This window comes from Saccharopolyspora sp. ASAGF58, assembly GCF_012277335.1.
In the GTDB taxonomy this organism is placed as follows: domain Bacteria; phylum Actinomycetota; class Actinomycetes; order Mycobacteriales; family Pseudonocardiaceae; genus Saccharopolyspora; species Saccharopolyspora hattusasensis.
Window position 1 is genome coordinate 4,029,194 of the sequence record NZ_CP040605.1, and the last position, 24,010, is coordinate 4,053,203.

Annotated in this window: 29 protein-coding genes and 1 pseudogene; 18 read left to right on the forward strand and 12 right to left on the reverse strand. The window is 70.0% G+C overall.

Annotated elements, in window-relative coordinates; all coding sequences use genetic code 11:
- Nucleotides 1-3 precede the first annotated feature (3 nt).
- The 6 genes from FDZ84_RS19300 to FDZ84_RS40740 form a co-directional block, all read right to left on the reverse strand.
- Entirely contained in the window at nt 4-1,347 is a 1,344-nt protein-coding gene (locus FDZ84_RS19300; protein ID WP_246868280.1) for a sulfate adenylyltransferase subunit 1, read from the reverse strand.
- Nucleotides 1,348-1,704: 357 nt separating this feature from the next.
- On the reverse strand, nt 1,705-2,640 hold the full coding sequence (gene cysD, locus FDZ84_RS19305) for a sulfate adenylyltransferase subunit CysD (protein WP_168587050.1): 936 nt from the start codon (nt 2,638-2,640) through the stop codon (nt 1,705-1,707).
- A 17-nt stretch (nt 2,641-2,657) separates the two neighbouring features.
- The gene (locus tag FDZ84_RS19310) at nt 2,658-3,383 is read right to left on the reverse strand and encodes a phosphoadenylyl-sulfate reductase (protein ID WP_168587051.1); all 726 of its coding nucleotides are present in this window, start codon (nt 3,381-3,383) and stop codon (nt 2,658-2,660) included.
- On the reverse strand, nt 3,380-3,559 hold the full coding sequence (locus tag FDZ84_RS19315; protein ID WP_168587052.1) for a hypothetical protein: 180 nt from the start codon (nt 3,557-3,559) through the stop codon (nt 3,380-3,382). The genes FDZ84_RS19310 and FDZ84_RS19315 overlap by 4 nt, the downstream gene beginning before the upstream one ends.
- Nucleotides 3,556-5,253, reverse strand: a complete 1,698-nt coding sequence (locus tag FDZ84_RS19320; protein WP_168587053.1) for a nitrite/sulfite reductase — start codon at nt 5,251-5,253, stop codon at nt 3,556-3,558. Before FDZ84_RS19320 ends, FDZ84_RS19315 begins: the two co-directional genes overlap by 4 nt.
- Nucleotides 5,254-5,375: 122 nt before the next feature.
- The gene (locus tag FDZ84_RS40740; protein ID WP_317891387.1) at nt 5,376-5,468 is read right to left on the reverse strand and encodes a putative leader peptide; all 93 of its coding nucleotides are present in this window, start codon (nt 5,466-5,468) and stop codon (nt 5,376-5,378) included.
- Between the two features lie 66 nt (nt 5,469-5,534).
- Between FDZ84_RS40740 and hemW the strand changes: the two genes are divergently transcribed.
- On the forward strand, nt 5,535-6,764 hold the full coding sequence (gene hemW / locus FDZ84_RS19325; RefSeq protein WP_168587054.1) for a radical SAM family heme chaperone HemW: 1,230 nt from the start codon (nt 5,535-5,537) through the stop codon (nt 6,762-6,764).
- On the opposite strand, the gene FDZ84_RS19330 is transcribed toward hemW, so the two are convergent.
- The 3 genes and pseudogenes from FDZ84_RS19330 to FDZ84_RS19335 form a co-directional block, all read right to left on the reverse strand.
- The gene (locus FDZ84_RS19330) at nt 6,765-7,172 is read right to left on the reverse strand and encodes a PIN domain-containing protein (RefSeq protein WP_168587055.1); all 408 of its coding nucleotides are present in this window, start codon (nt 7,170-7,172) and stop codon (nt 6,765-6,767) included. It lies immediately after the preceding gene.
- Between the two features lie 115 nt (nt 7,173-7,287).
- A pseudogene (locus FDZ84_RS40745) lies at nt 7,288-7,395 on the reverse strand (hypothetical protein); the annotation flags it as partial.
- A gap of 308 nt (nt 7,396-7,703) precedes the next feature.
- Nucleotides 7,704-8,006 (reverse strand): type II toxin-antitoxin system VapB family antitoxin, encoded by a 303-nt coding sequence (locus FDZ84_RS19335; RefSeq protein ID WP_168587056.1) that lies wholly within the window; start codon nt 8,004-8,006, stop codon nt 7,704-7,706.
- Nucleotides 8,007-8,253: 247 nt separating this feature from the next.
- Here FDZ84_RS19335 and hrcA point away from each other — a divergent pair, with 247 nt between their 5' ends.
- The 12 genes from hrcA (at nt 8,254) to FDZ84_RS19395 (ending at nt 18,311) form a co-directional block, all read left to right on the forward strand.
- Nucleotides 8,254-9,279 carry a heat-inducible transcriptional repressor HrcA gene (gene hrcA / locus FDZ84_RS19340; RefSeq protein ID WP_168590184.1) on the forward strand — a complete coding sequence of 342 codons (1,026 nt, stop codon included), beginning with the start codon at nt 8,254-8,256 and terminating at the stop codon, nt 9,277-9,279.
- A gap of 59 nt (nt 9,280-9,338) precedes the next feature.
- On the forward strand, nt 9,339-10,511 hold the full coding sequence (gene dnaJ / locus FDZ84_RS19345) for a molecular chaperone DnaJ (RefSeq protein ID WP_168587057.1): 1,173 nt from the start codon (nt 9,339-9,341) through the stop codon (nt 10,509-10,511).
- Between the two features lie 226 nt (nt 10,512-10,737).
- The gene (locus tag FDZ84_RS19350; RefSeq protein WP_168587058.1) at nt 10,738-11,481 is read left to right on the forward strand and encodes a 16S rRNA (uracil(1498)-N(3))-methyltransferase; all 744 of its coding nucleotides are present in this window, start codon (nt 10,738-10,740) and stop codon (nt 11,479-11,481) included.
- Nucleotides 11,482-11,902: 421 nt separating this feature from the next.
- Entirely contained in the window at nt 11,903-12,268 is a 366-nt protein-coding gene (locus tag FDZ84_RS19355; protein ID WP_168587059.1) for a histidine triad nucleotide-binding protein, read from the forward strand.
- 95 nt (nt 12,269-12,363) lie between these two features.
- Entirely contained in the window at nt 12,364-13,470 is a 1,107-nt protein-coding gene (locus FDZ84_RS19360) for a PhoH family protein (protein ID WP_371812633.1), read from the forward strand.
- Nucleotides 13,467-14,033 carry an rRNA maturation RNase YbeY gene (gene ybeY / locus FDZ84_RS19365; RefSeq protein ID WP_168587061.1) on the forward strand — a complete coding sequence of 189 codons (567 nt, stop codon included), beginning with the start codon at nt 13,467-13,469 and terminating at the stop codon, nt 14,031-14,033. The genes FDZ84_RS19360 and ybeY overlap by 4 nt, the downstream gene beginning before the upstream one ends.
- A 10-nt stretch (nt 14,034-14,043) precedes the next feature.
- Nucleotides 14,044-15,372, forward strand: coding sequence for a hemolysin family protein (locus FDZ84_RS19370; RefSeq protein WP_168587062.1), 1,329 nt, complete (start codon nt 14,044-14,046; stop codon nt 15,370-15,372).
- Nucleotides 15,365-15,730, forward strand: a complete 366-nt coding sequence (locus tag FDZ84_RS19375; RefSeq protein ID WP_168587063.1) for a cytidine deaminase — start codon at nt 15,365-15,367, stop codon at nt 15,728-15,730. Before FDZ84_RS19370 ends, FDZ84_RS19375 begins: the two co-directional genes overlap by 8 nt.
- 234 nt (nt 15,731-15,964) lie before the next feature.
- Nucleotides 15,965-16,873, forward strand: a complete 909-nt coding sequence (era, locus tag FDZ84_RS19380) for a GTPase Era (protein ID WP_168587064.1) — start codon at nt 15,965-15,967, stop codon at nt 16,871-16,873.
- Between the two features lie 128 nt (nt 16,874-17,001).
- Nucleotides 17,002-17,439: a CD225/dispanin family protein gene (locus tag FDZ84_RS19385; RefSeq protein ID WP_168587065.1), complete on the forward strand. Its 438-nt coding sequence runs from the start codon at nt 17,002-17,004 to the stop codon at nt 17,437-17,439.
- Between the two features lie 69 nt (nt 17,440-17,508).
- A complete protein-coding gene (locus FDZ84_RS19390; protein WP_168587066.1) occupies nt 17,509-17,895 on the forward strand; it encodes a CD225/dispanin family protein in 387 nt (128 codons plus the stop codon).
- Entirely contained in the window at nt 17,892-18,311 is a 420-nt protein-coding gene (locus FDZ84_RS19395) for a DUF2752 domain-containing protein (protein WP_168587067.1), read from the forward strand. The genes FDZ84_RS19390 and FDZ84_RS19395 overlap by 4 nt, the downstream gene beginning before the upstream one ends.
- Here FDZ84_RS19395 and FDZ84_RS19400 read toward each other — a convergent pair.
- Nucleotides 18,308-18,670, reverse strand: coding sequence for a DUF4190 domain-containing protein (locus tag FDZ84_RS19400; RefSeq protein ID WP_010695661.1), 363 nt, complete (start codon nt 18,668-18,670; stop codon nt 18,308-18,310). The two genes, FDZ84_RS19395 and FDZ84_RS19400, sit on opposite strands and share 4 nt — an antisense overlap.
- A 115-nt stretch (nt 18,671-18,785) precedes the next feature.
- Between FDZ84_RS19400 and recO the strand changes: the two genes are divergently transcribed.
- The 5 genes from recO to FDZ84_RS19425 all read left to right on the forward strand — a co-directional run bounded on the left by recO (nt 18,786) and on the right by FDZ84_RS19425 (nt 22,846).
- A complete protein-coding gene (gene recO, locus FDZ84_RS19405; protein WP_168587068.1) occupies nt 18,786-19,583 on the forward strand; it encodes a DNA repair protein RecO in 798 nt (265 codons plus the stop codon).
- Between the two features lie 66 nt (nt 19,584-19,649).
- Nucleotides 19,650-20,492: an isoprenyl transferase gene (locus tag FDZ84_RS19410; RefSeq protein WP_168587069.1), complete on the forward strand. Its 843-nt coding sequence runs from the start codon at nt 19,650-19,652 to the stop codon at nt 20,490-20,492.
- Complete coding sequence (locus FDZ84_RS19415; protein WP_168587070.1) at nt 20,492-20,920, forward strand: hypothetical protein; 429 nt, start codon at nt 20,492-20,494, stop codon at nt 20,918-20,920. Before FDZ84_RS19410 ends, FDZ84_RS19415 begins: the two co-directional genes overlap by 1 nt.
- A gap of 223 nt (nt 20,921-21,143) precedes the next feature.
- A complete protein-coding gene (locus FDZ84_RS19420) occupies nt 21,144-22,148 on the forward strand; it encodes a permease (RefSeq protein ID WP_168587071.1) in 1,005 nt (334 codons plus the stop codon).
- Nucleotides 22,148-22,846: a TIGR03943 family protein gene (locus tag FDZ84_RS19425; protein WP_168587072.1), complete on the forward strand. Its 699-nt coding sequence runs from the start codon at nt 22,148-22,150 to the stop codon at nt 22,844-22,846. Before FDZ84_RS19420 ends, FDZ84_RS19425 begins: the two co-directional genes overlap by 1 nt.
- Before the next feature lie 34 nt (nt 22,847-22,880).
- Here FDZ84_RS19425 and FDZ84_RS19430 read toward each other — a convergent pair whose 3' ends face one another.
- Both FDZ84_RS19430 and FDZ84_RS19435 read right to left on the reverse strand, forming a co-directional pair.
- Nucleotides 22,881-23,306: a Fur family transcriptional regulator gene (locus FDZ84_RS19430; RefSeq protein WP_168587073.1), complete on the reverse strand. Its 426-nt coding sequence runs from the start codon at nt 23,304-23,306 to the stop codon at nt 22,881-22,883.
- Entirely contained in the window at nt 23,303-23,767 is a 465-nt protein-coding gene (locus FDZ84_RS19435; protein ID WP_168587074.1) for a metalloregulator ArsR/SmtB family transcription factor, read from the reverse strand. Before FDZ84_RS19435 ends, FDZ84_RS19430 begins: the two co-directional genes overlap by 4 nt.
- Between the last annotated feature and the right edge of the window lie 243 nt (nt 23,768-24,010).

Below are 24,010 nucleotides of genomic sequence, written 5' to 3' on the forward strand. Positions count from 1 at the left end.
TGCTCATTCCGACGCGGCGGCCAGCGGCGCCAACGGCACCCCGATCAGCCCGGCGGCCAGCGTGGTGCCGTCGGCGGGGTCGATCACCAGGAACGATCCGGTGCGCCGGCTCGCGGCGTAATCGTCGATCGGCAGCGGCTCCGCCGTGCGCAGCCGCACCCGGCCGATCTCGTTGAGCTGCAACGAATCCGGACTGTCCACACTCGACAGCTGCTGTTCGTCGAAGCGGGCCGCCAGCTCGGTGACGATGGCCTGCACGGTGCGGGTGCCGTGCTTGACCAGCACCTTGGCGCCCGGGTTCAGCGGCTTCTCGGCCAGCCAGCAGACCGTGGCGTCGAGCTCGTCGGTGACCCGCGGCGGGGCGTCCGCGGCGGCGATCAGGTCGCCGCGCGAGATGTCCACGTCGTCGGCCAGCAGCAGGGTGACGGAGTGCCCGGCCGCGGCGCGCGGCCTCGCCCCGTCCGGGCTGTCCACCTTGGACACCCGGGTGCGCAGCCCGGCAGGCAGCACGACCACCTCGTCGCCCTCCGCCACGACACCGGCCGCCACCTGGCCCGCGTAGCCGCGGTAGTCCGGGTATTCGGCGGTGCGCGGCCGGATCACGTACTGCACCGGCATCCGGAACGGCGCGTCGTGCGGGTCCGGCGCCACCGGCACGCTTTCCAGGTGCTCCAGCAGCGAAGGACCGCTGTACCAGGGGGTGTTCGCGGAGCGTTCCACCACGTTGTCGCCGAGCAGCGCGGACACCGGGATGGTCACCACGGTGTCGTCGCGGTAGCCCAGTGCACGGGCGTGCTCGGTGAACTCGGCGGCGATGCGGGTGAACACCGCCTCGTCGAAGCCGACCATGTCGATCTTGTTGACGGCCAGCACCAGCTGCGGCACGCCCAGCAGCGCCAGCACCGCCGCATGCCGCCGGGTCTGCTCGATGACGCCCTTGCGCGCGTCCACCAGCAGAACCGCCAGCTGCGCGGTCGAGGCACCGGTGACGGTGTTGCGGGTGTACTGCACGTGACCGGGGGTGTCGGCGAGGACGAAAGTGCGCTTGGGCGTGGCGAAGTAGCGGTAGGCCACGTCGATGGTGATGCCCTGTTCACGCTCCGCGCGCAGGCCGTCCACCAGCAGCGACAGGTCCGGGGTGGCGAGGCCGCGGTCCGCGCTGGCGCGGTGCACCGCGTCGAGCTGGTCGGCCAGCACCGACTTGGTGTCGTGCAGCAGCCGCCCGACCAGGGTGCTCTTGCCGTCGTCGACGGAGCCGGCGGTGGCCAACCGCAGCAGGTCGCTGTGCACCGGCAGGGTCACCTCCGTGCCGCTGTCCGGCGCGGTGCGAGTAGTCGTCTCGGTCATTGAAGAACCCATTCCTGCTTCATGGAGTGCTCGGCTCGTTTTGCGTGGCGGTGCGGGTAGCGGAACCTGAGAGGCCTTCTCGACTCCGGGATCCCCGACTTATGTATGTGTCCAATACGCGGCGTCGGGGCTGTCCTCGCGAGATAGCCCGGGGTGCGGGGTGTCCCCGCATGGACACTGTTCAGAACCCGCGGCGGTGCAAGTTGCGAGGGTGGGCTAAGCGGCTTCGCCGCTCGCGGCGGCTCGGGCGCAGGTCGGTTGAGCGACGCGGTGGCGGTCCACCACCACAAGTGGCTGCGCCACTTGCCTGACGACAGGCGTCTTCGAAAGCATCCCCGCCTCCTATCCGCTCCAGGCTCAGAAGTAGCCCTCGCGCTTGCGGTCTTCCATTGCTGCTTCGGAAATGCGGTCGTCGGCTCGCGTCGCGCCGCGCTCGGTGAGCCGGCTGGCGGCGACCTCGGCGATCACATCGTCCACTGTGTACGCCTCGGATTCCACCGCGCCGGTGCAGGAACCGTCGCCGACGGTGCGGTAGCGCACGGTCTTGGTGGCCGCGACCTCACCGTCGCGGGGCCCGCCCCACGGACCCGAGGTCAGCCACATGCCGTCGCGCAGGAACACCTCGCGCCGGTGCGCGTAGTAGATCTCCGGCAGCTCGATCTTCTCCCGCTGGATGTAGCGCCAGATGTCCAGCTCGGTCCAGTTCGACAGCGGGAACACCCGGACGTGCTCGCCCGGCCGGTGCTTGCCGTTGTACAGGTTCCACAGCTCGGGGCGCTGGCGGCGCGGGTCCCACTGCCCGAAGGCGTTGCGGAGGCTGAAGATGCGCTCCTTGGCGCGGGCCCGCTCCTCGTCGCGCCGACCGCCGCCGAAGACCGCGTCGAACCGGTTCTCGCTGATCCCGTCCAGCAGCGGCGTGGTCTGCAGCGGGTTGCGGGTGCCGTCGGCCCGCTCCTGCAGCCGGCCGTCGTCGATGTAGTCCTGCACGGACGCCACCACCAACCGCAGGTCGTGCCGCTCCACCAGCTCGTCGCGGAAGGCCAGCACCTCCGGGAAGTTGTGCCCGGTGTCGACGTGCAGCAGCGGGAACGGCACTGGCGCGGGCCAGAACGCCTTCCGCGCTAGGTGCACCAGCACCGTGGAGTCCTTGCCGCCGGAGAACAGGATCACCGGCCGGTCGAACTCACCGGCCACCTCGCGGAAGATGTGGATCGCTTCGGACTCCAGCGCGTCCAGGTTGTCCACCTGCGGCGGCACGTCGGTCCGATCGATCGGCAACTCGACTGTCGTCATGTCTCCTCCGGAGTTCCTCAGCCGTGCAGTCCGCACTCGGTCTTGGCGTTGCCCGCCCAGCGCCCGCTGCGCGGGTCGGCACCGGGCGCGGGCTTGGCGGTGCAGGGCTGGCACCCGATCGACGGGTAACCGGCCGGCACCAGCGGGTTGACCAGCACGCCGTGCTCGTCGATGTAGCGCTGCATGTCGTCGTCGGACCAGGCCGCCAGCGGGTTGATCTTGACCAGGGCGTTGCGGTCGTCCCAGGTCACGATCGGCGTGTTCGCGCGCGTCGGGGCCTCCACCCGGCGCACCCCGGTCACCCACGCCTCGTAGCGGGCCAGCGTGTTGCGCAGCGGCACCACCTTGCGCAGGAGGCAGCAGCGGTTCGGGTCCCGCTCGAACAGCCGCGGGCCCTCGCTGGCGTCCTGCTCCGCGACGGTCTGCGCGGGGATCGCGTTGACGATGTTCACGTCGTGGACCTGCGCGATGGCGTCGCGGGTGCCGATGGTCTCGGCGAAGTGGTAGCCGGTCTCCAGGAACAGGATGTCCACGCCCGGCCTCGCCTTGGCCGCCAAGTCGACCAGCACCGCGTCCTGCATGTTCGACGCGACGATCAGGCCGTCGCCGAAGTTGTCGACGGCCCAGCGCAGGGCTTCCTCCGCGTCGGCCTCGGCCAGCCGCGGCGCGGCCTCCTCGACCAGCGCCCGCAGCTCGTCGTCGCTGCGCCGGGCGCCGATGTTCGTGGTGGTGTCGGCAGTCATGCTTCTCCGTTTCCAACGGCCGGGTCTTCGGCCTTTTCGCCGAGGGACAGCCCGATGAGCCGCACTGTGAAGACCCGCAGGCACGACGCGCACTGCCACGCCCCGGCCGGCTCGGCCTCGGGCGTGAGGTCCTCGTCCCCGCAGTACGGGCAGTAGAACGGCGCCGCTCGGCTCACTTGAGGTCGTCTTCCTCGGCCCGCGCCACCCACTGCGCGAAGCGCTCGCCGGTGGAGCGTTGCGCCAGGTAGTGGCGGACCAGCCGCTCCACGTAGTCGCCGAGCTCGGCGGAGGTGACCTTGTGACCGCGGATCTTGCGGCCGAACCCGGCGTCCTCTCCGAGGCCGCCGCCGAGGTGCACCTGGAAGCCCTCGACCTGGTTGCCGTCGCCGTCCGGCACCATCTGGCCTTTCAGGCCGATGTCGGCGACCTGGGTGCGGGCGCAGGCGTTCGGGCAGCCATTGAGGTTGATCGTCACCGGGTCGGTGACGTCGCCCTGGATGTCGGCCAGCCGCTGCTCCAGCTCGTCGACCAGCGCGATCGCCCGCTCCTTGGTCTCCACGATGGCCAGCTTGCAGAACTCGATGCCGGTGCAGGCCAGCACGCTGCGCCGCCACGGCGACGGGTCGGCCTGCAGACCCAGCCCGTCCAGGTCCGCGACCAGACCGTCCACTTCGGACTTCGGCACGTCGAGGACCAGCAGGTTCTGCTCAACGGTGGTGCGCACGCGCCGCGAACCCACCCGCTCGGCGGCCTTCGCGACCTCCACCAGCGTGGAGCCGCTGACCCGGCCCGCCGCGGACTTCGCGCCGACGTAGAAGTTGCCGTCGACCTGCGGGTGCACCCCGACGTGGTCGCGGTGACCGGTCGGCGTCTCCGGCGCGGGGCCGTCGACCAGCTTGCGGCCCAGGTACTCGTCCTCCAGCACCTGCCGGAACTTCTCCGCACCCCAGTCGGCGAGCAGGAACTTCAACCGGGCGCGGTGCCGCAGCCGCCGGTAGCCGTAGTCGCGGAAGATCTGCACCACGGCCTGCCATACCTCGGCGACCTCACCGAGCGGCACCCAGGCGCCCAGCCGCACCGCGAGCTTCGGGTTCGTGGACAGGCCGCCGCCGACCCACAGGTCGAAGCCGGGCCCGTGCTCCGGGTGCACGACGCCGACCAGCGAGATGTCGTTGATCTCCGGCACGGTGTCCCAGCGCGGCGAGCCGCTGATCGCTGACTTGAACTTGCGCGGCAGGTTGGACAGCGACTTGTCGCCGATGAACCGCTCGGCGATCTCCTCGATCGCCGGGGTGGCGTCGATGATCTCGTCCGCGGCGACGCCCGCGACCGGCGATCCCAGCACGACGCGGGGGCAGTCGCCGCAGGCCTCGGTGGTGGACAGCCCGACACCCTCCAGCTTCTGCCAGATCGTCGGCATGTCCTCGACCCGCACCCAGTGCAGCTGGATGTTCTGCCGGTCGGTGATGTCGGCGGTGTCGCGCGCGTAGGTCTGCGAGACCTCACCGATGGTGCGCAGCTGCTCGGTGGTCAGCGCACCGCCGTCGATGCGGACCCGCAGCATGAAGTAGCGGTCGTCGAGCTCCTCGGGCTCGATCGTGCCGGTGCGCGCGCCGGGGATGCCCGGGGCGCGCTGGGTGTAGAGGCCCCACCAGCGGAAACGACCACGCAGGTCGGCCGGGTCGATCGAGTCGAAGCCGCCGTGGGCGTAGATCGTCTCGATGCGCTGCCTGACGTTCAGCGGGTTGTCGTCCTTCTTCGAGCGCTCGTTGGCGTTGAGCGGCTCGCGATAACCGAGCGCCCACTGGCCCTCGCCGCGCGTCTTGCGCTTGCGGGCGGGGCGAGCAGGGGCTTCCGTCGGGGGGACCATGTCCGACCTCCGGGATTCGGGCGCGGCAGCGCCGCGCGGAATTCCCGTCGACGGTGACGGTTCTCACTGCTCGGCGCTCCCGGCGCCGACTGGACAAAGCAGCAGAACGCGGCGGCGGGGTTTCAACGCATGGCGCGGCACAGCGCGCTGGACACGCGCCGCAGGTCCACGTAGCGGCGGGTGACCAGCAAGAGCCTCGGCAAGGTCGCACCCATGTGGGGCAGCGTGCCACGTGCTCACCGACCGGTCCATCCCTATCCGAATGGTGAGACAGTGGTGGAGTGCCTGCTCAACTGCCAGTCGGTGAACCCGCCCCGGCCGACGGAACGCTCCCGCCCGAAGCCCTGACGGGCCTGGGTTCGCGGCCGTTCGGGGTGTACGTCCACGTGCCGTTCTGCGCCACCCGCTGCGGCTACTGCGACTTCAACACCTACACCGCCGATGAGCTGGGCTCATCGGCGAGTTTCGGCAGCTGGCTGGACGGCCTGCGGGCGGAGCTGGAGCTGGGCGCGCGGGTGCTGGCGGCGGGCGATCAGCCGGTGCCTGCGGCGGAGACGGTCTTCGTCGGCGGCGGCACGCCGTCGCTTCTCGGCGCGGGACGGTTGGGCGAGGTGCTGGCCGCGATCCGCGAGTCGTTCGGGCTCGACGGTGCGGCGGAAATCACCACCGAATCCAACCCTGAGTCGACGTCGCCGGAGTTTTTCGCCGGGATCCGCGAGGCCGGGTTCAACCGGGTGTCGCTGGGCATGCAGTCCGCCGCGGAGCACGTGCTGCGGGTGCTGGAGCGGCGGCACACGCCGGGCCGAGCGGTCGCGGCGGTCGGCGAGGCGCGCGCGGCCGGCTTCGACCACGTCAACCTGGACCTGATTTACGGCACGCCGGGGGAGGCTGACGACGACCTGCGGGCCTCGCTGGACGCGGTGCTGTCCACCGGGGTCGACCACGTCTCGGCGTACGCGCTGATCGTCGAGGACGGCACCGCGATGGCCCGCAAGGTCCGCCGAGGCGAACTCCCGATGCCCGACGACGACGTGCTGGCCGACCGCTACGAACTGATCGATGGCGCGCTCGGCGAGGCGGGTCTGGGCTGGTACGAGGTGTCGAACTGGGCGCGGGACGACGCGGCGCGCTGCCGCCACAACCTCGGCTACTGGCAGGGCGGCGACTGGTGGGGCGCCGGCCCGGGCGCGCACAGCCACGTCGGCGGCGTCCGCTGGTGGAACGTCAAGCACCCGGCCCGCTACGCGGCTGTGCTGGCGGAGGGCAACTCCCCGGCGGCGGGACGGGAGCGCCTCGACGACGAGGACCAGCGGGTCGAGCGGATCATGCTCGGACTACGCCTGGCCACGGGTCTCCCGGTGGACGCACTGGACGAGCCGGGCCTTCTGGCGGCGAAGCAAGCAGCCGCCGACGGTCTGCTGCAGCCCGAAGCGCTGACGGCGGGCCGCTGCGTCCTGACGGACCGGGGCCGCCTCCTGGCCGACGGAGTGGTTCAGCGCCTGATCGCGTGATCAGGCAGGGGAGCTGACCTGGATTCCGTTCAGCGCGGTAGCTTCAGCGAGTCTCTTGTCGTAGGTCATCACCAGATCGACGTCGAGGGCAATTGCCGCAGCGAGGTGAATCGCGTCGAGCGAGCGCAGTTGGTTCGGCTCAAGCCTTCGGGAGAGGTTCACGATCTCGAAGTCGAGCGGATGCTCGGCGATGCCGCTCATTGCGTCCCGCAGTTCGTCAGCCACTTCCCGGAACGTCGTGTCCCGGCTGGCTCGAAGCACCCGGGCGACTTCGGTCCAGGCCAACGTGGTCGAGACCAACAGTGCCTGGCGGCGGGCGAGATCGTCCAGTTCCGCGACGAGCGCGGAGGATTCCGGCTCGCGGACTACCCGCTTGATCAGCGCGCTGCTGTCCAGGTATACGCGCATCAGAAACGGTCCTCGCGATCCAGCAGGTCGATCGTCCGTTGGCCCGCCGGGAGCGTTCTGGTCGGTACGACCTTGCGGTAGGGGCTCCTCGGCAGGAGCACCTTGCCCGAAGTGATCAGGTGGTCCCACTCGTGCTTGGGTTCCGCGGCCGAGTGAGCCCGAGATAGCGGTCTACGGCTTCACGGAGGATCTCCTGCTGAGAGCGACCTGATCGTTCCGCTTCGGCCGCAAGGCATTTTCTGCTTCGGCGCGAAGGCGCAGGTTCAGAGCCTGTTGGTGAATGGTCTGGGTGGGTGGTCGCTTAGCGGAACCTGAGAGGTTCCCTGGACTGCGGGTGCCCCTCCTGACGTATGTCCAATACGCGGCGGAGGGGCCGTCCTTGCCAGAAAACCTCTCAGAACCCGCCGATGGTCGTCCTGGCAAGGTGAATGCAAGCGGCTACGCCGCTTCCAAAGGCGCGGACGGCATTCGCCGACAGGCTCTCAGAGCCATGACGCAACGGTACCAACTCCGATACCATGATTGGTATCGCTATCGGATTGCGTCCAGGTCGAGGACTCTGGCGTGCAGGACCGTGCGCTGGTGCAGGGCCGACCGGAGGGCCCGGTGCAGGCCGTCCTCCAGGTAGAGCTCGCCGCGCCAGCGGACCACGTGCGGGAACAGGTCCCCGAAGAACGTCGAGTCCGGGCTCAGCAGCCGATCCAGGTGCAGCACCTTCGTCGTGGTGACCAGATCTTCCATCCGCACCGGGCGCGGCGGCACCTTCGCCCAGTCCTGCAGCGCCATCCGGTGGTCGGGGTAGGGCTGACCCTCCCGGACGTCCTTGAAGATCACGGCAGCTGGCACCTCCTGGCGAACGGCCGAACGCGTTGCACGCCGCAGTTGGTCCGCCTGCGGCTACCGCCGCCGGAAACGATCTGCTCCGCTCGATGTACCGGCCCATCGGCCCCGCGGCAGGCTACCGCCGTCCGCCCGTGCGCCTCGGCTCCGGTGCACGAACACCGTAAACTCGATGGTGGTACCCGGGCTGTGCCTGGGCATCGAGCCTGGGCGGGTGCCGCTGGAGGTGAAGGAGGTGGCGGTGGTGAACGCGGATGATCGCCGTTTCGAGGTGCTGCGGGCGATCGTGGCCGACTACGTGTCGACCAAGGAGCCGGTGGGTTCGAAGGCACTCGTCGACCGCCACAATCTCAGTGTGTCCAGCGCCACGGTCCGCAACGACATGGCCGCCCTGGAGGAGGAGGGCTTTATCGTTCAGCCGCACACCAGCGCCGGCCGGGTGCCCACCGACAAGGGCTACCGGCTGTTCGTGGACCGGCTGCACGAGGTCAAGCCGCTGACCCAGGCCGAGCGTCGCGCCATCCACAAGTTCCTCGAAGGGGCGCTGGACCTGGACGACGTGATGCGCCGCAGCGTCCGGCTGCTGGCGCAGCTCACCCAGCAGGTCGCCGTGGTGCAGTACCCCACGTTGACCCGATCGACCGTCCGGCACGTCGAAGTGGTCACCATCACCCCGGCGCGGCTGATGCTGGTGCTGATCACCAACACCGGGCGCGTCGACCAGCGGATGGTCGACCTCGGCGACGTGATCACCGACGACGACGTGGCCCGGCTGCGCAACGTGCTCAACGCGTCGATGGTCGAGAAGCGGCTCGCCGACGCCTCCGCCGCGGTGGCCGAGCTGCCCGACCAGTCTCCGTCGGAGCTGCGCGACCCGCTGATCCGCGTGTGCAGCGTGCTCATCGAGTCGCTGGTGGAGCACCCGGAGGAGCGGATGCTGCTGGGCGGCACGCCCAACCTGACCCGCAACGTCGCCGACTTCCCCAACTCGCTGCGCCAGGTCCTGGAGGCGCTCGAAGAGCAGGTCGTGGTACTCAAGCTGCTCGCGGCGGCGCGCGATTCGGGCACCGTGCGGGTCAGCATCGGGATGGAGAATGAGGCCAAGGAGATGCAGACGACCTCGGTGATTTCCACCGGATACGGTTCGGATGGCATGGTACTGGGCGGCCTGGGAGTTGTCGGACCGACTCGGATGGACTACCCGGGCACCATGGCGGCGGTGCGGGCCGTAGCCGCGTACGTGGGTGAGATCCTGATCGGTCGGTGACGGTTCACCGCGCCCGACCGGCGTGTACTCGTTGATCGAGCAGAGGAAGTACGGAGAAGGTGGCCAGGGACTACTACGCGACCCTCGGGGTGGCCAGGGAAGCGACACCCGAGCAGATCAAGCGGGCATACCGCAAGCTCGCCCGAGAACTGCACCCAGACGTCAACCCAGATGAGGCCGCGCAGGAGCGGTTCCGCGAGGTGACGACCGCCTACGAGGTCCTTTCCGACCCGAAGAAGCGGCAGGTGGTCGACCTCGGCGGGGACCCGCTGTCCAACGGCGGCGGTGCCGGCGGCGGCATGGGCGACCCGTTCGCGGGCTTCGGCGGTCTGGGCGACATCATGGACGCCTTCTTCGGCGGCGGTGCCGGTGGCGGCGGGCGGGGCCCGCGCAGCCGCGTCCAGCCGGGCTCGGACGCGCTGCTCCGGCTGGAGATGACGCTGGAGGAGTGCGCCAGCGGCATGAACCGGGATATCACCGTCGACACTGCGGTGCTCTGCGACTCGTGCGACGGCGGCGGTTCCCGCGCCGGCAGCGCCCCGTCGACCTGCGACACCTGCGGTGGTCGCGGCGAGGTGCAGTCCGTGCAGCGGTCGTTCCTGGGGCAGGTCATGACGTCCCGGCCGTGCCCGGTCTGCCGCGGTTTCGGCGAGGTCATCACCGACCCGTGCCAGCAGTGCGGCGGCGACGGCCGGGTCCGCGCGCGGCGCACCATCACCGTCAAGATCCCGGCCGGTGTCGGCGACGGAATGCGGGTGCGGCTGGCGGGCGAAGGCGAGGTCGGGCCCGGCGGGGGACCGGCCGGTGACCTGTTCGTCGAGGTCGAGGAGCTCCCGCACGAGCGGTTCACCCGCGACGGCGCGGACCTGCACTGCACCGTCGAGCTGCCGATGACGGCCGCGGCGCTGGGCACCGTGCTTACCCTGGAAACCCTCGATGGCGGCCAGGAGGAGCTGACGGTCGAGCCTGGCACGCAGTCCGGCACCGAGCAGGTGCTAATCGGTCGGGGCCTGCCCAAGCTGCGGTCCAACGGCAGAGTCAGCGGCCACGGCGACCTGCACGTGCACCTCGACGTCGTGGTGCCGACCCGGCTCGACGAGTCGCAGTCCGACCTGCTGCGCCAGCTCGCCGCGCTGCGCGGCGAGGAGCAGCCGGAGCCGACGGTGACCGCCAACGGCAACGGCAACCGGCACGGGCTGTTCTCCCGCTTCCGCTCCTTCGGCAACCGCTGAACTGGAAGATGCTTCCAAGTGGTTTGCGTGGCGGTGCGGGCAGCGGAACGTCAGAGGCCCTCTCGCAGCGGGATCCCCGACTCAGCCAATTCACCACGTCGGGGTGTCCTCGCTGGGAGAACCCCAGCGAGGTGGGCACCGTGAAACCGCGGCGGTGCCTGTTGAGTCCCACACCGCAAGCGGCTCCCGCCGCTTGCGAAGAACAGACCGAACGGTGAGGCGGGACGTGTCCGAATCCTCGCTGCCGGTGTTCTCTGTCGAGCGGTTGCCCGCAGTCGGCGCGGCCACCCTGGACGGCCCGGAGGGCAAGCACGCGGCCACCGTCCGCCGCCTGCGCGTCGGTGAGCAGCTGCTGCTCACCGACGGGCAGGGCGGTTTGGCGCGCTGCGAAGTGGCGGCCGCTGCGAAGGATTCGCTGCAGCTCGCCGTCTCCGAGACCTGGCATGTCCCGCAGCCCGGACTGCGGGTGCGGCTGGCGCAGGCGCTGGTCAAGGGTGACCGCGGGGAGCTCGCGGTGGAGCTGGCGACCGAGGCGGGCGTGGACGCGGTGGTGCCGTGGCGCGCCGCCCGGTGCGTGGCGAAGTGGGACGACGGCTCACGCGGCGCGAAGGCGCTGGCGCGGTGGCGGAGCACGGCCGCGCAGGCGGCGAAGCAGGCGCGGCGGGCGTGGACGCCACCGGTGGACGAGCCGGTGAGCACCAAGCAGCTCGCGGCGCTGGTCCGCGGTGCCGACGCGGCGCTGGTGCTGCACGAGTCGGCGGCCACGCCGCTGTCGTCGGTCGATCTGCCCGCGACCGGCGAACTCGTCCTGGTCGTCGGCCCGGAGGGCGGCGTGACCAGCGATGAGCTTGCCGCGCTGGCCGAAGCGGGGGCGAACGTCGTCCGCCTGGGCCCGACGGTCCTGCGGGCCTCGACAGCCGCCGCGGTCGCCCTCGGCGCCCTAGGCGTTCGCACCGACCGCTGGGTCTGAACGACCTGATCTCACGGCTGGGTGACTGGCGATCTCATTCGAAATCGGCGCATTACGCGCAAGGTGGTCACATACCGCTAAGAAGATCAAAAACTTCGGTCGATCCGTAGCGCGAACGGTTGACTCAGCGATACGCTCGGTGTGCGAAAGATCGCGGCGGGGTTTTGCCGCGACCGGTGCCGCACGGGGCATCGGACCCCAACGCTCGTCGGACACCTCCCCCCTCGGTCCGGCGAGAGCTGCGCCGCAACCGGGACAACCCCCAGACCCGGTTGCGGCGCAGCGTGCCGGGGATGCGACCGGTTTGCGGTGATCGAACCGCATCGGACGAGTCGGAGATCCCGGAGTCCAGGCGGCATCCGCGGTTCCGCTACCCGCACCGCTTCGCAAGATGAACGGTGAAACCTCTAATCTTCCGGGCATGAGCGACATGGACTCCCTGTTCCTGCGGATCATCGCGCGCGAGGTCCCGGCCGACGTGGTGCGCGAGGACGACCGGGTCATCGCGATCCGCGACATCAACCCCCAGGCCCCGACCCACGTGCTCATCGTGCCGAAGAAGCGCTACCGCAACGTCGGCGAGCTCGCCGCCGCCGATCCGGAGCTGCTCGCCGAGCTGATCACCGTCGCCCGCGAGATCGCCGAGCGGGAAGGCATCGCCGAATCGGGTTACCGGCTGCTGTTCAACACCAACGCCGACGCCGGGCAGACGATCTTCCACGTGCACCTGCACCTGCTCGGCGGCGAACCGCTCGGCGGACTCACCGGCCGCCCGCTCAAGGGCTGATCTCGGCGTCGACGAGGTGGCGGTGACGGCGGCAATCTGATTGCCGGGTGGACTACCATCGACGCCAGGGAGAACTGACCGAACGACCCGCGCGAATGCGCAGAAAGCAGGCCCGAACACACGTGGCCGGTATTGCAGCGGGTGGAGCTGCCGCCCAGTCCGGAGAGCACTCCCAGACCGCAGCGCAGCAGGCAACAGCGCAGTCGAAGGTGACCGTTCCCGACGACGTCGTGCTGACGCTGGTCGGATCCAGGGACGAGAACCTCCGGGTCGTGGAGGATCTGCTCACCGCCGATGTCCATGTCCGGGGCAACGAGGTGACGCTGTCCGGGGATCCCGCGGAGGTCGCGTTCGCCGAACGGGTGTTCGCCGAGCTGATCGCGCTGATCGCCAAGGGCAGCCCGCTCACGCCCGACATTGTCCGCCGCAGCGTCGGGATGCTCTCGTCCGACCACAACGAGTCGCCGGCCGATGTACTCAGCCTCGACATCGTGTCCCGGCGCGGCCGGACGATCCGTCCCAAGACCCTCAACCAGAAGCGCTACGTCGACGCCATCGACGACCACACCGTGGTGTTCGGCATCGGCCCCGCCGGTACCGGCAAGACGTACCTGGCGATGGCCAAGGCGGTGCAGGCACTGCAGGCCAAGCAGGTCAACCGGATCATCCTCACCCGCCCCGCAGTCGAGGCGGGTGAGCGGCTCGGGTTCCTGCCGGGAACCCTCTACGAGAAGATCGACCCCTACCTGCGGCCGCTGTACGACGCGCTGCACGACATGGTCGACCCGGAGTCGGTGCCCCGGCTGACGCAGGCGGGCACGATCGAGATCGCGCCGCTGGCCTACATGCGTGGCCGTACTCTTAATGACGCGTTCATCATCCTCGACGAGGCGCAGAACACCACGCCCGAGCAGATGAAGATGTTCCTGACCAGGCTGGGCTTCGGCTCCAAGATCGTGGTGACCGGGGACGTCACGCAGATCGACCTGCCCGGCGGGCAGCGCAGCGGTCTGAAGATCGTGCAGCAGATCCTGGACGGCGTCGACGACGTGCACTTCGCCCTGCTGGACAGCCACGACGTGGTGCGGCACCGGCTGGTCACCGACATCGTCAACGCCTACGACCGCTGGCACGCGCTGGAGGACGCCGACCACCACGACCGGTCGGAGCGGCGAAACGGGCATCGACGGGGACGTGCATGAGCATCGAGATCGCCAACGAATCCGGCGTCGCAGTGCCCGAGGCGACCATCGTCTCGGTCGCCCGCTTCGCCCTTGACAAGATGAGCGTCAGCCAGCTCGCCGAGCTGTCCATCGTGCTGGTGGAGCTCGACGTGATGGCCGACCTGCACGAGCGGTGGATGGACCTGCCCGGTCCCACCGACGTGATGTCGTTCCCGATGGACGAATACGACTCGGCCCGCCGCCCCGACTCCGCCGGCTCCGGGCCGGCGCTGCTGGGCGACATCGTGCTCTGCCCGGCGTTCGCCAAGGACCAGGCCCGCAAGGCCGGGCACAGCCTGCTGGACGAGTTGCACCTGCTCACCGTGCACGGCGTGCTCCACCTGCTCGGCTACGACCACGCCGAGCCGGAGGAGGAGCGGGAGATGTTCGGCCTGCAGAACCGCATCCTGGCCGAGTACCGCGAAGCCCGCGGCGAGGCCGAGCGGGCGGCCGCGCAGCGTAGTGCGGACGCCAGGGTGCTGGGTGCCGTCGGGCTGGACGAGCCGGAGCCGCCGCAGGGCGGCCCGGCCGCCACCAACTAGGGGAGTGGCGGTGGCCTCGACCAGTTCCACTGCGTTCCTGATCATCGCGGTGCTGCTGGTGCTGGCGGCCGGGGTCTTCGCGGCCTCCGAGTCCGCCATCGCCGTGGCTTCCCGGGCCCGCGTCGACGAGCTGGTCCGCGAGGGGCGCGGCGGCGCCAAGCAGCTCGCGCAGCTGCTCGCGGACCGGCCCCGGCACGTCAACCTGCTGCTGTTGCTGCGGCTGGCGTGCGAGATGGGCGCCACGGTGCTGGTCACCGTGGTCGCCATCCGGATGGCCAACTCCGAGGCCTGGGCGGTGGTGATCGCCGGGCTGATCATGCTGGTGGCGTCCTACGTGCTGGTCGGCGTCGGCCCGCGCACCCTCGGCCGGCAGCACCCCTACGGCATCGGGCTCAAGGTGGCGGCGCCGGTGCGGGTGCTGGCCAGGCTGCTCAACCCGCTGACCAGGCTGCTGATCCTGATCGGGAACATGATCACCCCCGGCAAGGGCTTCCGGGAAGGCCCGTTCTCCACCGAGGTGGAGCTGCGCGAGCTGGTCGACCTCGCCGGCGAGCGCGGCGTGGTGGCCGCGGGCGAGCGGGAGATGATCCACTCGGTCTTCGAGCTCGGCGACACCCTCGCCCGCGAGGTGATGGTGCCGCGCACCGAGATCATCTGGATCGAGCAGACCAAGTCCGCCCGGCAGGCGCTGGCGCTGTGCTTGCGCTCCGGGTTCTCCCGCGTCCCGGTGATCGGCGAGAGCGTCGACGACATCGTCGGCGTGGTGACCCTCAAAGACCTGACCCGCGCCGTGCTGGATGCTCGCGACGAGGCCGGTCCGGCGGTGGCGGAGCTGATGCGCCCGGCGAGCTTCGTGCCGGACACCAAGCGGTTGGACGAGCTGCTCGGTGAGATGCAGCTGTCCCGCAGCCACCTGGCCATCGCGGTCGACGAGTACGGCGGTACCGCCGGGCTGCTGACCATCGAGGACATCATCGAGGAGATCGTCGGCGAGATCACCGACGAGTCCGACCTGGAGGAGCACCGCCCCATCGAGTGGCTCGACGACGGCACCGTCCGGGTCAGCTCGCGGCTGCCGGTCGAAGACCTAGGCGAGCTGTTCGGCGTGGAGCTCGACGACTCCGACGTGGAGACGGTCGGCGGGCTGCTGGCGCAGCGCCTCGGCCGGGTGCCACTGCCCGGGGCGGAGACCGAGATCGCCGGGCTGCGGCTGCGCGCCGAGGGCGGCAAGGACCACCGCGGGCGGATTCGCATCAACGCGCTGCTCGTCCGCCCGGTGAACGCAGATCAAGCACCGCTGCGCGGTGCCGACCAGGAAGGAAGCAACGCCCGTGGCTGAGCACGTCGAATCGGTGGCCCCGCAGGAGATCGACCCGGAGGACGCCAAGATCGTCACGCTCGCGCGGGCGTCCCGGGCCCGCACCGGAGCGGCCGAGGGAGCAGCGGTGCGCGACACCGACGGCCGGACCTACGCGGCGTGCACGGTGGTCCTCCCGTCCCTGCGGCTGACGGCCCTGCAGGCGGCGGTGGCGGCGGCGGTCGCCAGCGGCGCCGAGGGGCTGGAGGCGGCTGCGGTCGTCACCGACGCCGACTCCGTCGACGCCGACTCCGCGGCTGCGGTCCGCGACCTCACCAGCACGGCGACGATCCTCCGCGCGGACGCCACGGGCACCGTCGCAGGCGTTCTCCAGGCGTAACCCAGTCCCGGGTCGTCGGAGCGCCGATCCTGGGCGCAATTTCAATGGAAGTTGCGAACTTTCGGCGTGTCGTTCCCCGACACGCCGAAGGCTGTGGACAACTTCCGCAATTTCAATGGAAATCGGACCTCTGATTTCCATTGAAATTGCGGCACCGGGTGCCTCCCCGGCCGCAGGCGCCCGGGTCGCACGCCCACTGTGCTGCGGCCAGGGCGGGCCGGTCACAATGGTGCGGTGACCAGCTCCGCAGATGTGCACCGCTCCGGATTCGCCTGCTTCGTCGGCCGCCCCAACGCGGGGAAGTCGACGCTGACGAACCGCCTGGTCGGCTCCAAGGTGGCGATCACCTCGAGCAAGCCGCAGACCACCCGGCACGCCATCCGCGGCATCGTGCACCGCCCCGACGCGCAGCTGATCATCGTGGACACCCCCGGCCTGCACCGGCCGCGCACGCTGCTTGGGCGGCGGCTCAACGACCTGGTTTACGAGACGTGGTCCGAAGTGGACGTGGTGGGATTCTGCGTGCCCGCCGACCAGAAGGTGGGCCCGGGGGACCGGTTCATCGCCGAGCAGCTGAAGAAGGTGTCCCGCCGCACCCCGGTACTGGGCATCGTCACCAAGACGGACCTGGTCGGCAAGGACCAGGTGGCGCAGCAGCTGCTCGACCTGCAGCAGGTGATGGAGTTCGCCGAACTGGTGCCGGTGTCCGCAGTGGACTCCTTCCAGGTCGACGTGCTGGCCGATCTGCTGGTCGGACAGCTGCCGGAGGGCCCGCAGCTCTACCCGGACGGCGAGCTGACCGACGAACCGGAGACGACGCTCATCGCCGAGCTGATCCGGGAGGCGGCGCTGGAGGGGGTGCGCGACGAACTGCCGCACTCGCTGGCCGTGACCATCGAGGAGATGATCCCCCGCGAAGACCGCGACGACCTGATCGACGTGCACGCGGTGCTCTACGTCGAGCGCTCCAGCCAGAAGTCGATCGTCATCGGCCGCGGCGGGGAGCGGCTGCGCGCGGTCGGCACCCAGGCGCGCAAGCACATCCAGGCGCTGCTGGGCACCAAGATCTACCTTGATCTTCACGTGAAAGTCGCCAAAGATTGGCAACGCGACCCGAAGCAGCTGCGCAAACTGGGGTTCTGATCACAACTTCGCGGCGGATTCCCGGGAACCCGCCGAAATGCGTGTGCGTCTCAGGTACGTTGCTGGCCGGTCTTTGCGCACGGCAAGGACACATCGGCTTCTTTTGTTGACCACTAAAAGGAAAAATCGTGACTAATCCCTATGGCGGCCCGCCCTCGGAGCCCAACCCGCAGCAGCCGTACGGCCAGCAGCCGGGCGGATACGGTCCGCCGTCGGGCCCGATGCCGCAGCAGCCCTACGGCCAGCCCGACCCGTACGGTCAGGCGAACCCCTACGCGCCGCAGCCCGGAATGGGTGGTGCCCCACCGAACAACAACATCGGCTGGGGCATCGGTTCGATCTTCCTGTGCTGGCCCTTCGCGATCCCGTCCCTGATCAAGGCCACCTCGGTGCAGAACCTGTGGGCCCAGGGCCAGTACGCGCAGGCTCAGGCGGCCGCGGACGACGCCAAGAAGTGGGGCAAGATCGGGATCATCGCAGGTGCCGCCTGGTGGGTCCTGATCATCCTGCTCTACGTGATCTTCGGCATCATCATCGCCGCTTCGGTGAGCTCGTCCTCGTACTGATCAAAGTCGTGTGGTTGCGGCCAGCCGAGCGCTGGCCGCAACGGCATGCTCGAGTCCCCTGGTGAGGCCATGACCGAACCGTCCGACCCCGCCGGCTTGCCGGCGCAGCAGCCGCTACCGCCACCGCCACCTCCTCAGCCGGGGCCGGGCCCCTACGCGGCGCAGTTCGGATACACCCCGGTGCCGGTGAACAACAACCTGGGGTGGGCCATCGGCGGCATCCTCGTGTGCTGGCCCTTCGGGATCCCGTCGTTGATCAAGTCGCTGGCGGTCAACTCGTTGTGGGCCCAGGGCCAGTTCGACCAGGCTCAGCTCGCCGCGGCCGAGGCCAAGAAGTGGGGCAAGATCGGCATCATCGTAGGCGCCAGCGCCTACGGGCTGCTGATCCTCGCCTACGTCGTCTTCTTCATCGTCTACGCCGTCCTCATCGGCAGCCTGGTAGCAACGACGCAATGACCGCGACGCGGCTGCGCACCATGCTGCTCCCGGCGGCGACGGTGCTCGTCGGCTGTGCGGCGGCCGGTGTCGTGCTGGCCGCCGACCCGACGTCCGACGCGGGTTTCCCGCTGCCGCCGTGCCCGGTCAAGTGGCTGACCGGGCTCGACTGCCCGGGCTGCGGCGCGACGCGCATGTTCTACAGCCTGCTGCACGGCGACGTGCTGTCGGCGCTGCACTACAACGCGGCGCTGATCGCGTTCATCCCGTTCTTCCTGTGGACCTGGGGCGCCTGGGTGCTGGGCCGCTGGCAGGGGCGGCGCATCCCGACCTGGGAGCAGTGGCGCTGGTCCCCGATGGCGGGGCTGGTCCTGATCGCCGTCTGGGCGGTGATCAGGAACCTGCCGTTCCCGCCGTTCACAGCGCTCTACGTTTAGTCGTTGAACGAGCTCTGCAGGCCGCTGCCGAGGACACCGGTCGCGGCCAGGATCATGAACGTGATGAACAGCACCCAGAGCGCGGGCACGACCCACCCGACGATGATGCCCGTCAGCGCCATGGCGCGGTTCGTGTAGGCCTGCGGATTCCGATTGATCTCGCGCATCGAGACGTGGCCCAGGATCGCACCGACCGGCCCGATGAGGATCGCGCCGTAGCAGGTGAAGATCGCCGCCAGCGAAACGCACATCGAGGCGATGGCCATGCCGTTGTTGCGCGGCATCATCGGATAACCCGGCCCGACGACGATCGGTACCTGCTGCTGGTACGGGTTCTGCGGGTCGTGCGGGTAGGTCATCTCTTCCTCTCAGCGATTGGCGGCGCACACCTGGGACGTTCCAGGACGCGAGCCGGATCCCTCGAATCGCCGCCTTCGCGGCGGGGAACCCGCACGAAGGTGCGACGATGGGGAGGTGAGCCTCTACCGGGATACCGCGGTCGTGCTGCGGGTGCAGAAGCTGGGCGAGGCAGACCGGATCATAACCCTGCTCACCCGGCGGTACGGGAAAGTCAGGGCTGTTGCCAAAGGCGTGCGCCGGACGACGTCGCGCTTCGGCGCGCGGGTCGAGCCGTTCTGCCACATCGACGTGCAGCTCTACACCGGTCGCACGCTCGACGTGATCACCCAGGTGCAGACCGTGGACGCGTTCGGCGTGCACATCGTCGATGAATACCAGCGCTACACCGCGGCTTGCGCGGTGCTGGAGACCGTCGACCGGCTGGCCGCCGAAGAAGGCGAGCCGGTGCTGCGGCTCTACCTGCTCGCCATCGGCGCGCTGCGCGCGCTCGCCGGGCGGGAACGCGATTCCTCGCAGGTGCTGGACGCCTTCTTGCTCCGCGCGATGTCCTTCGCGGGCTGGGCGCCGGCGCTCGCCGAGTGCGCGCGCTGCGGTGAAGCGGGCCCGCACGCCGCGTTCAACGTGCAGGCCGGCGGCGCGGTGTGCGTCCGGTGCCGGCCGGCCGGTTCGGTGCGGCCCTCGGTGCAAACCTTGCCGCTGATGGAATGCCTGCTGCACGGTGACTGGCCGTCTGCGGAGACTGCCTCGAACTCGGTCCGCAGGGAGGCCAGCGGCTTGATCGCGGCGCACCTGCAGTGGCACATGGAACGGCAGTTGCGGTCGTTGCCGCTGGTCGAGCGGACGGTGCCGGAGCTGATCCAGGAGCGCGCGGCCGATGCCACGCTGGTCGCCGCCGCCGAGGACGGGCGCTGAACCGATGACCGACCGGGGCGAGGACAATGAGCACGCACGCCCAGCAGTCCGAAGGAGAACCCAGTTATGTTGCGACGCCGTGGGCGGGGCAAGGACGACCCGACCGTGCGGACGCCGGAACCGCACGCCTCCGGCGCGAAGCCGCCGGCGTTGCCGCCGGAATTCGTGCCCAAGCACGTCGCCATCGTGATGGACGGCAACGGCCGCTGGGCCAACGAGCGCGGGCTGCCGCGCATCGAGGGGCACAAGCGCGGCGAGGCGGTCGTGCTGGAGCTGGCCAGGGGCGCGATCGAGATCGGCGTCAAGTGGCTGTCGCTGTACGCCTTCTCCACCGAGAACTGGAAGCGCAGCCCGGACGAGGTCCGGTTCCTGATGGGGTTCAACCGCGACGTGATCCGGCGACGCGTCGACGAACTCGACGAGATGGGCGTGCGGGTGCGCTGGGCGGGCCGCAAGCCACGGCTGTGGCGCAGCGTGGTGAACGAGCTGCAGGCCGCTGAGGTCCGCACGCAGCACAACGAGGTCATGAACCTGACCATGTGCGTCAACTACGGCGGCCGGGCCGAGATCGGCGATGCCGCACGCGAGATCGCCAGGTTGGCGGCGGCGGGCAAGATCAACCCGGAGCGGGTGGACGAGCGCACCCTCGCCCGGTACCTGTACCAGCCGGAGATGCCGGACGTGGACCTGTTCATCCGGCCGTCCGGCGAGCAACGGACCTCGAACTTCATGCTCTGGCAGGCCGCCTACGCGGAGCTCGTCTTCCAGGACACGCTGTTCCCCGACGTGGACCGCCGGCACCTGTGGAGCGCGTGCGAGGCATACGCGCGCCGGGACCGGCGGTTCGGCGGGGCCATCGACAGGGCGGCGGCCGGTGAGCCCGCCGATGCCGCTCGGGAGGGCAATTGATGACCCAGGAAGCCGCCGCCACCGCGCGGTTGTTGACCGCGGCGAAGGAAGCGCTGGAGAACTACCACGACGTGCACGTCGACGACGACGGCGCGCTCACCTTCCGGCACTCCGACGTCCCGTGCGCCGTGCAGGCGATGCAGCTCGCCGAGGGGCTGACGGTGCTGAGCCTGACCTGCGTGGTCGCCTGGGACCTGCCGCCCACCGACGAGCTCGCGCAGTCGGTCGCGGAACGTGCGGGGCAGGGCCTGTTCGGCACGCTCGGGGTGGTCCGCACCGAGCGCGGCATGGACGTGACCCTGCGCTACGCCTTCCCCGCGGAGGGGATGGCGGCGACGCCGCTGGGCACCCTGCTGATGCTGGTGGTCGCGACGGCGTCTCAACTGCGCACCGAGCTGCTGACCGAATCCGAGGGCACTACCAACTAACGGCCCGGGCACCAGACCGGGGGACCGCAATTTCAATGGAAATCGGACCTTCGATTTCCATTGAAATTGCGGGTCGTCACGGAACCGGGGGATCCGCCGGTGTGTCGGTCCGGCGGCAAGCGCGCCGCTTAAGCAGGGGCGATGGTGTCGGTACCGGGGGTCGTGGTGGTGTTTTCGCCCCCTAGTGCGAACGATTATCAGTTCGAACTGGCACGATGATCCGGTGACCGAGATCGCCGACCCGCCGCGCACGCGGCGCCCCAGCATCACCTCGTTGGAGGTGCTCTGCGGCCTGCTGGTCGTCGCGGCGGTGTTCCAGCAGCAGCTGAGTGCACTGCTCGACGTCCCTGCGCTCCGCACCGGCTCGACCGTGTTCGTCGCCGTCTGCGTGCAGGCCATGCCGTTCCTGGTGCTCGGCGTGCTGGTCAGCGGGTTGATCGCGGCGTTCGTCCCGCCGGAGGCGCTGCGTCGGCTGCTGCCCGCCAACCCCGCCGCCGCGGTGCCGGTGGCTGGTGTCGCGGGCGTGGCGTTGCCGGGCTGTGAGTGCGCTTCGGTGCCGGTGGCGCGACGGCTGATGCAGCAGGGCGTCGCACCGGCCGCGGCGCTCGCCTTCCTGCTGGCCGCCCCGGCGGTGAACCCGATCGTCCTGGTCTCCACCACGGTCGCCTTCCCGGACGAGCCGCTGATGGTGGTGGCGCGATTCCTCGGGTCACTGCTGACCGCGTGCGTGATGGGCTGGCTCTGGGCCCGGCTCGGCAAGGCGGAATGGCTCGCCGAGCGGGCGCTGCAGCGGGTCGAGGCGCACCGCGGATCCGGCAGCCGGTGGATGGTGTTCGCCGAGTCCGCTCGGCACGATCTGGTCGAGGCGGGCGGATTCCTGGTGCTCGGCGGCCTGACGTCCGCGGTGTTCAATGTCCTGGTGCCTGCGGCCTGGCTGGAGTCGCTCGGCGGTCAGCTGGTGCTGGGTGTGCTGGTCATGGCGGTGCTCGCGGTGGTCCTCGCGCTGTGCAGCGAGGCCGACGCGTTCGTAGTGGCTTCGATGCCGGGCCTGCCGCTGATCCCGAAGCTGGTGTTCCTGGTCGTCGGGCCGGCCGTGGACCTCAAGCTGATCGCGCTGCAGTCCGGTGCCTTCGGCCGCCGCTTCGCCGCCCGGTTCGCACCCGCCACGTTCGTCGTCGCCGTCGGCTGCGCGGTTGCCGTCGGCGCCCTGCTGCTGGGAGGTGCGTGATGCGCCGGGAAACGCAGAACCTGCTGCTGTTCCTGCTGGGCGGCGCGCTGCTCAAGATCGCCTTGGGCGGCAGCTATCTCCGCTACGTCAAGCCCGCGCTGTTCCCGTGGCTGGTCGTCGCGGGGGTGGTCATGGTCGCGCTGTCGGCGTTCGCGATCGTCCGCGACATCCGGGCCGGCGGGCCCGAACGGCACGAGCACAACTCGCGCAGTCCCTGGATGCTGCTGCTGCCGGTGTTCGCGATCTTTCTGATCGCCCCGCCCGCCCTCGGCTCCGACTCGGTGACCCGCGACCGTATGACGGCACCGGCGGCGCCGAAGGAATCCCTGTTCCCGAACCTGCCGCCCGAGCAGGCGCCGCTGCTGAGCATGTCGGAGTTCGTCACCCGCGTCATCTGGGACGACAGCGGTGCGCTGAACGGCCGGGCAGTGCGCCTCCAGGGCTTCGTGGTGCATCCGACACCGGGAACGACGCAGCTCGCGAGGATGCGCATCAGCTGCTGCGCCGCGGACGCGGCCCCGGTGAAGGTCGACCTCGCGGCCGCCGCGCAAGCGGCGGAGCTCCCGGCGGACACCTGGATCGAGGTGACGGGCAAGCTGCGACCGGGAACGGCCACGGAAGCCAACGACTACGTCCCGACGCTGGAAACGGTGCTGATCCGCCCGATCCCAACCCCGCAGGACACCTACGAGTACTGACCAGGCCACATCCGGTGCAAAATCGCCGCCAGTATCAGAAGCCTCGGGCGGTGCAGTCCGGGCAGGTGCCGATGATCTCCACCGTGTGGCTTACTTCGGAGAAGCCGTGTTCCTGGCCGATCCGCTCGGCCCAGTTCTCCACCGGCGGGTCGGCCACCTCTACGGTCCGGCTGCAGTGCCGGCACACCAGGTGATGGTGGTGGTGGCTGGAGCACCGCCGGTACACCGCCTCGCCGGACGGGGTGCGCAGCACGTCGACCTCTCCCGCGTCGACCAGGGTTTGCAGCGTGCGGTAGACCGTGGTCAGGCCGATGCCCTCGCCCTGCCGCCGCAGCGCCTCGTGCAGTTCCTGGGCGGAGCGGAAATCGTTGACCTGGTCCAGCAGGTTCGACACGGCCGCTCGTTGCTTGGTGGCCCGCAGTCCCGGTACGCCGACCGTGGGACCCTCGCCGGTGGTCACGCTGTCTCCGTCTCCTGTCGGGTTGCGATGGAACGTGGCGCCGGACCGCGCGACCGGGTGCCGGAGATCTCCTCCGCGTGCGCGGCGGCATCCACCACGATATGCGCCAGGTGCTCGTCCACGAGCCGGTAGACGACCTCCCGGCCGTGCCGCTCGCCGTGGACGACCCCGGCGGACTTCAGCACCCGCAGGTGCTGGCTGATCAGCGGCTGGGCGACGCCGAGCGCATCGACCAGCTCGTGCACGCAGCGCTCCGCCTCCCGCAGCTGCAGGACGATCGCGATGCGCACCGGCGCTGCCAGGGCCCGCAGCAGCTCCCCGGCCTCGACCAGGACGCGCTGGTCCCGCAGCGGCACCGGGTGCGCGGCTCGCTCCGGCGAGTGCACGTGGTCGGCGGTGCTGTCCAGGGCGGGGCCCGCAGTCGACCGGGCCGGCTCGGAATCCGGGCTGACGGCGGGCATCGTTTCCTTTCCGGCGAGCCTCGACGCGGGGTCGCCTGCCTGCGGTGACATCGGCTGAGTGCAGTGACGCTCCACGAACCCATCCTACGGGTACGCCTGAGCCGACCTGTCGCCTGAAGCCTCCGATGATCGGGTAGGTGCAGTCAGTGCGCTGCGAGAACCAAGCACGCACCATCCGTTGGCTTTGATGTGAACCGGGCTGGTTCCAACCCGGCTGGTGCTGATCGCGTAGGGCTCGATCAT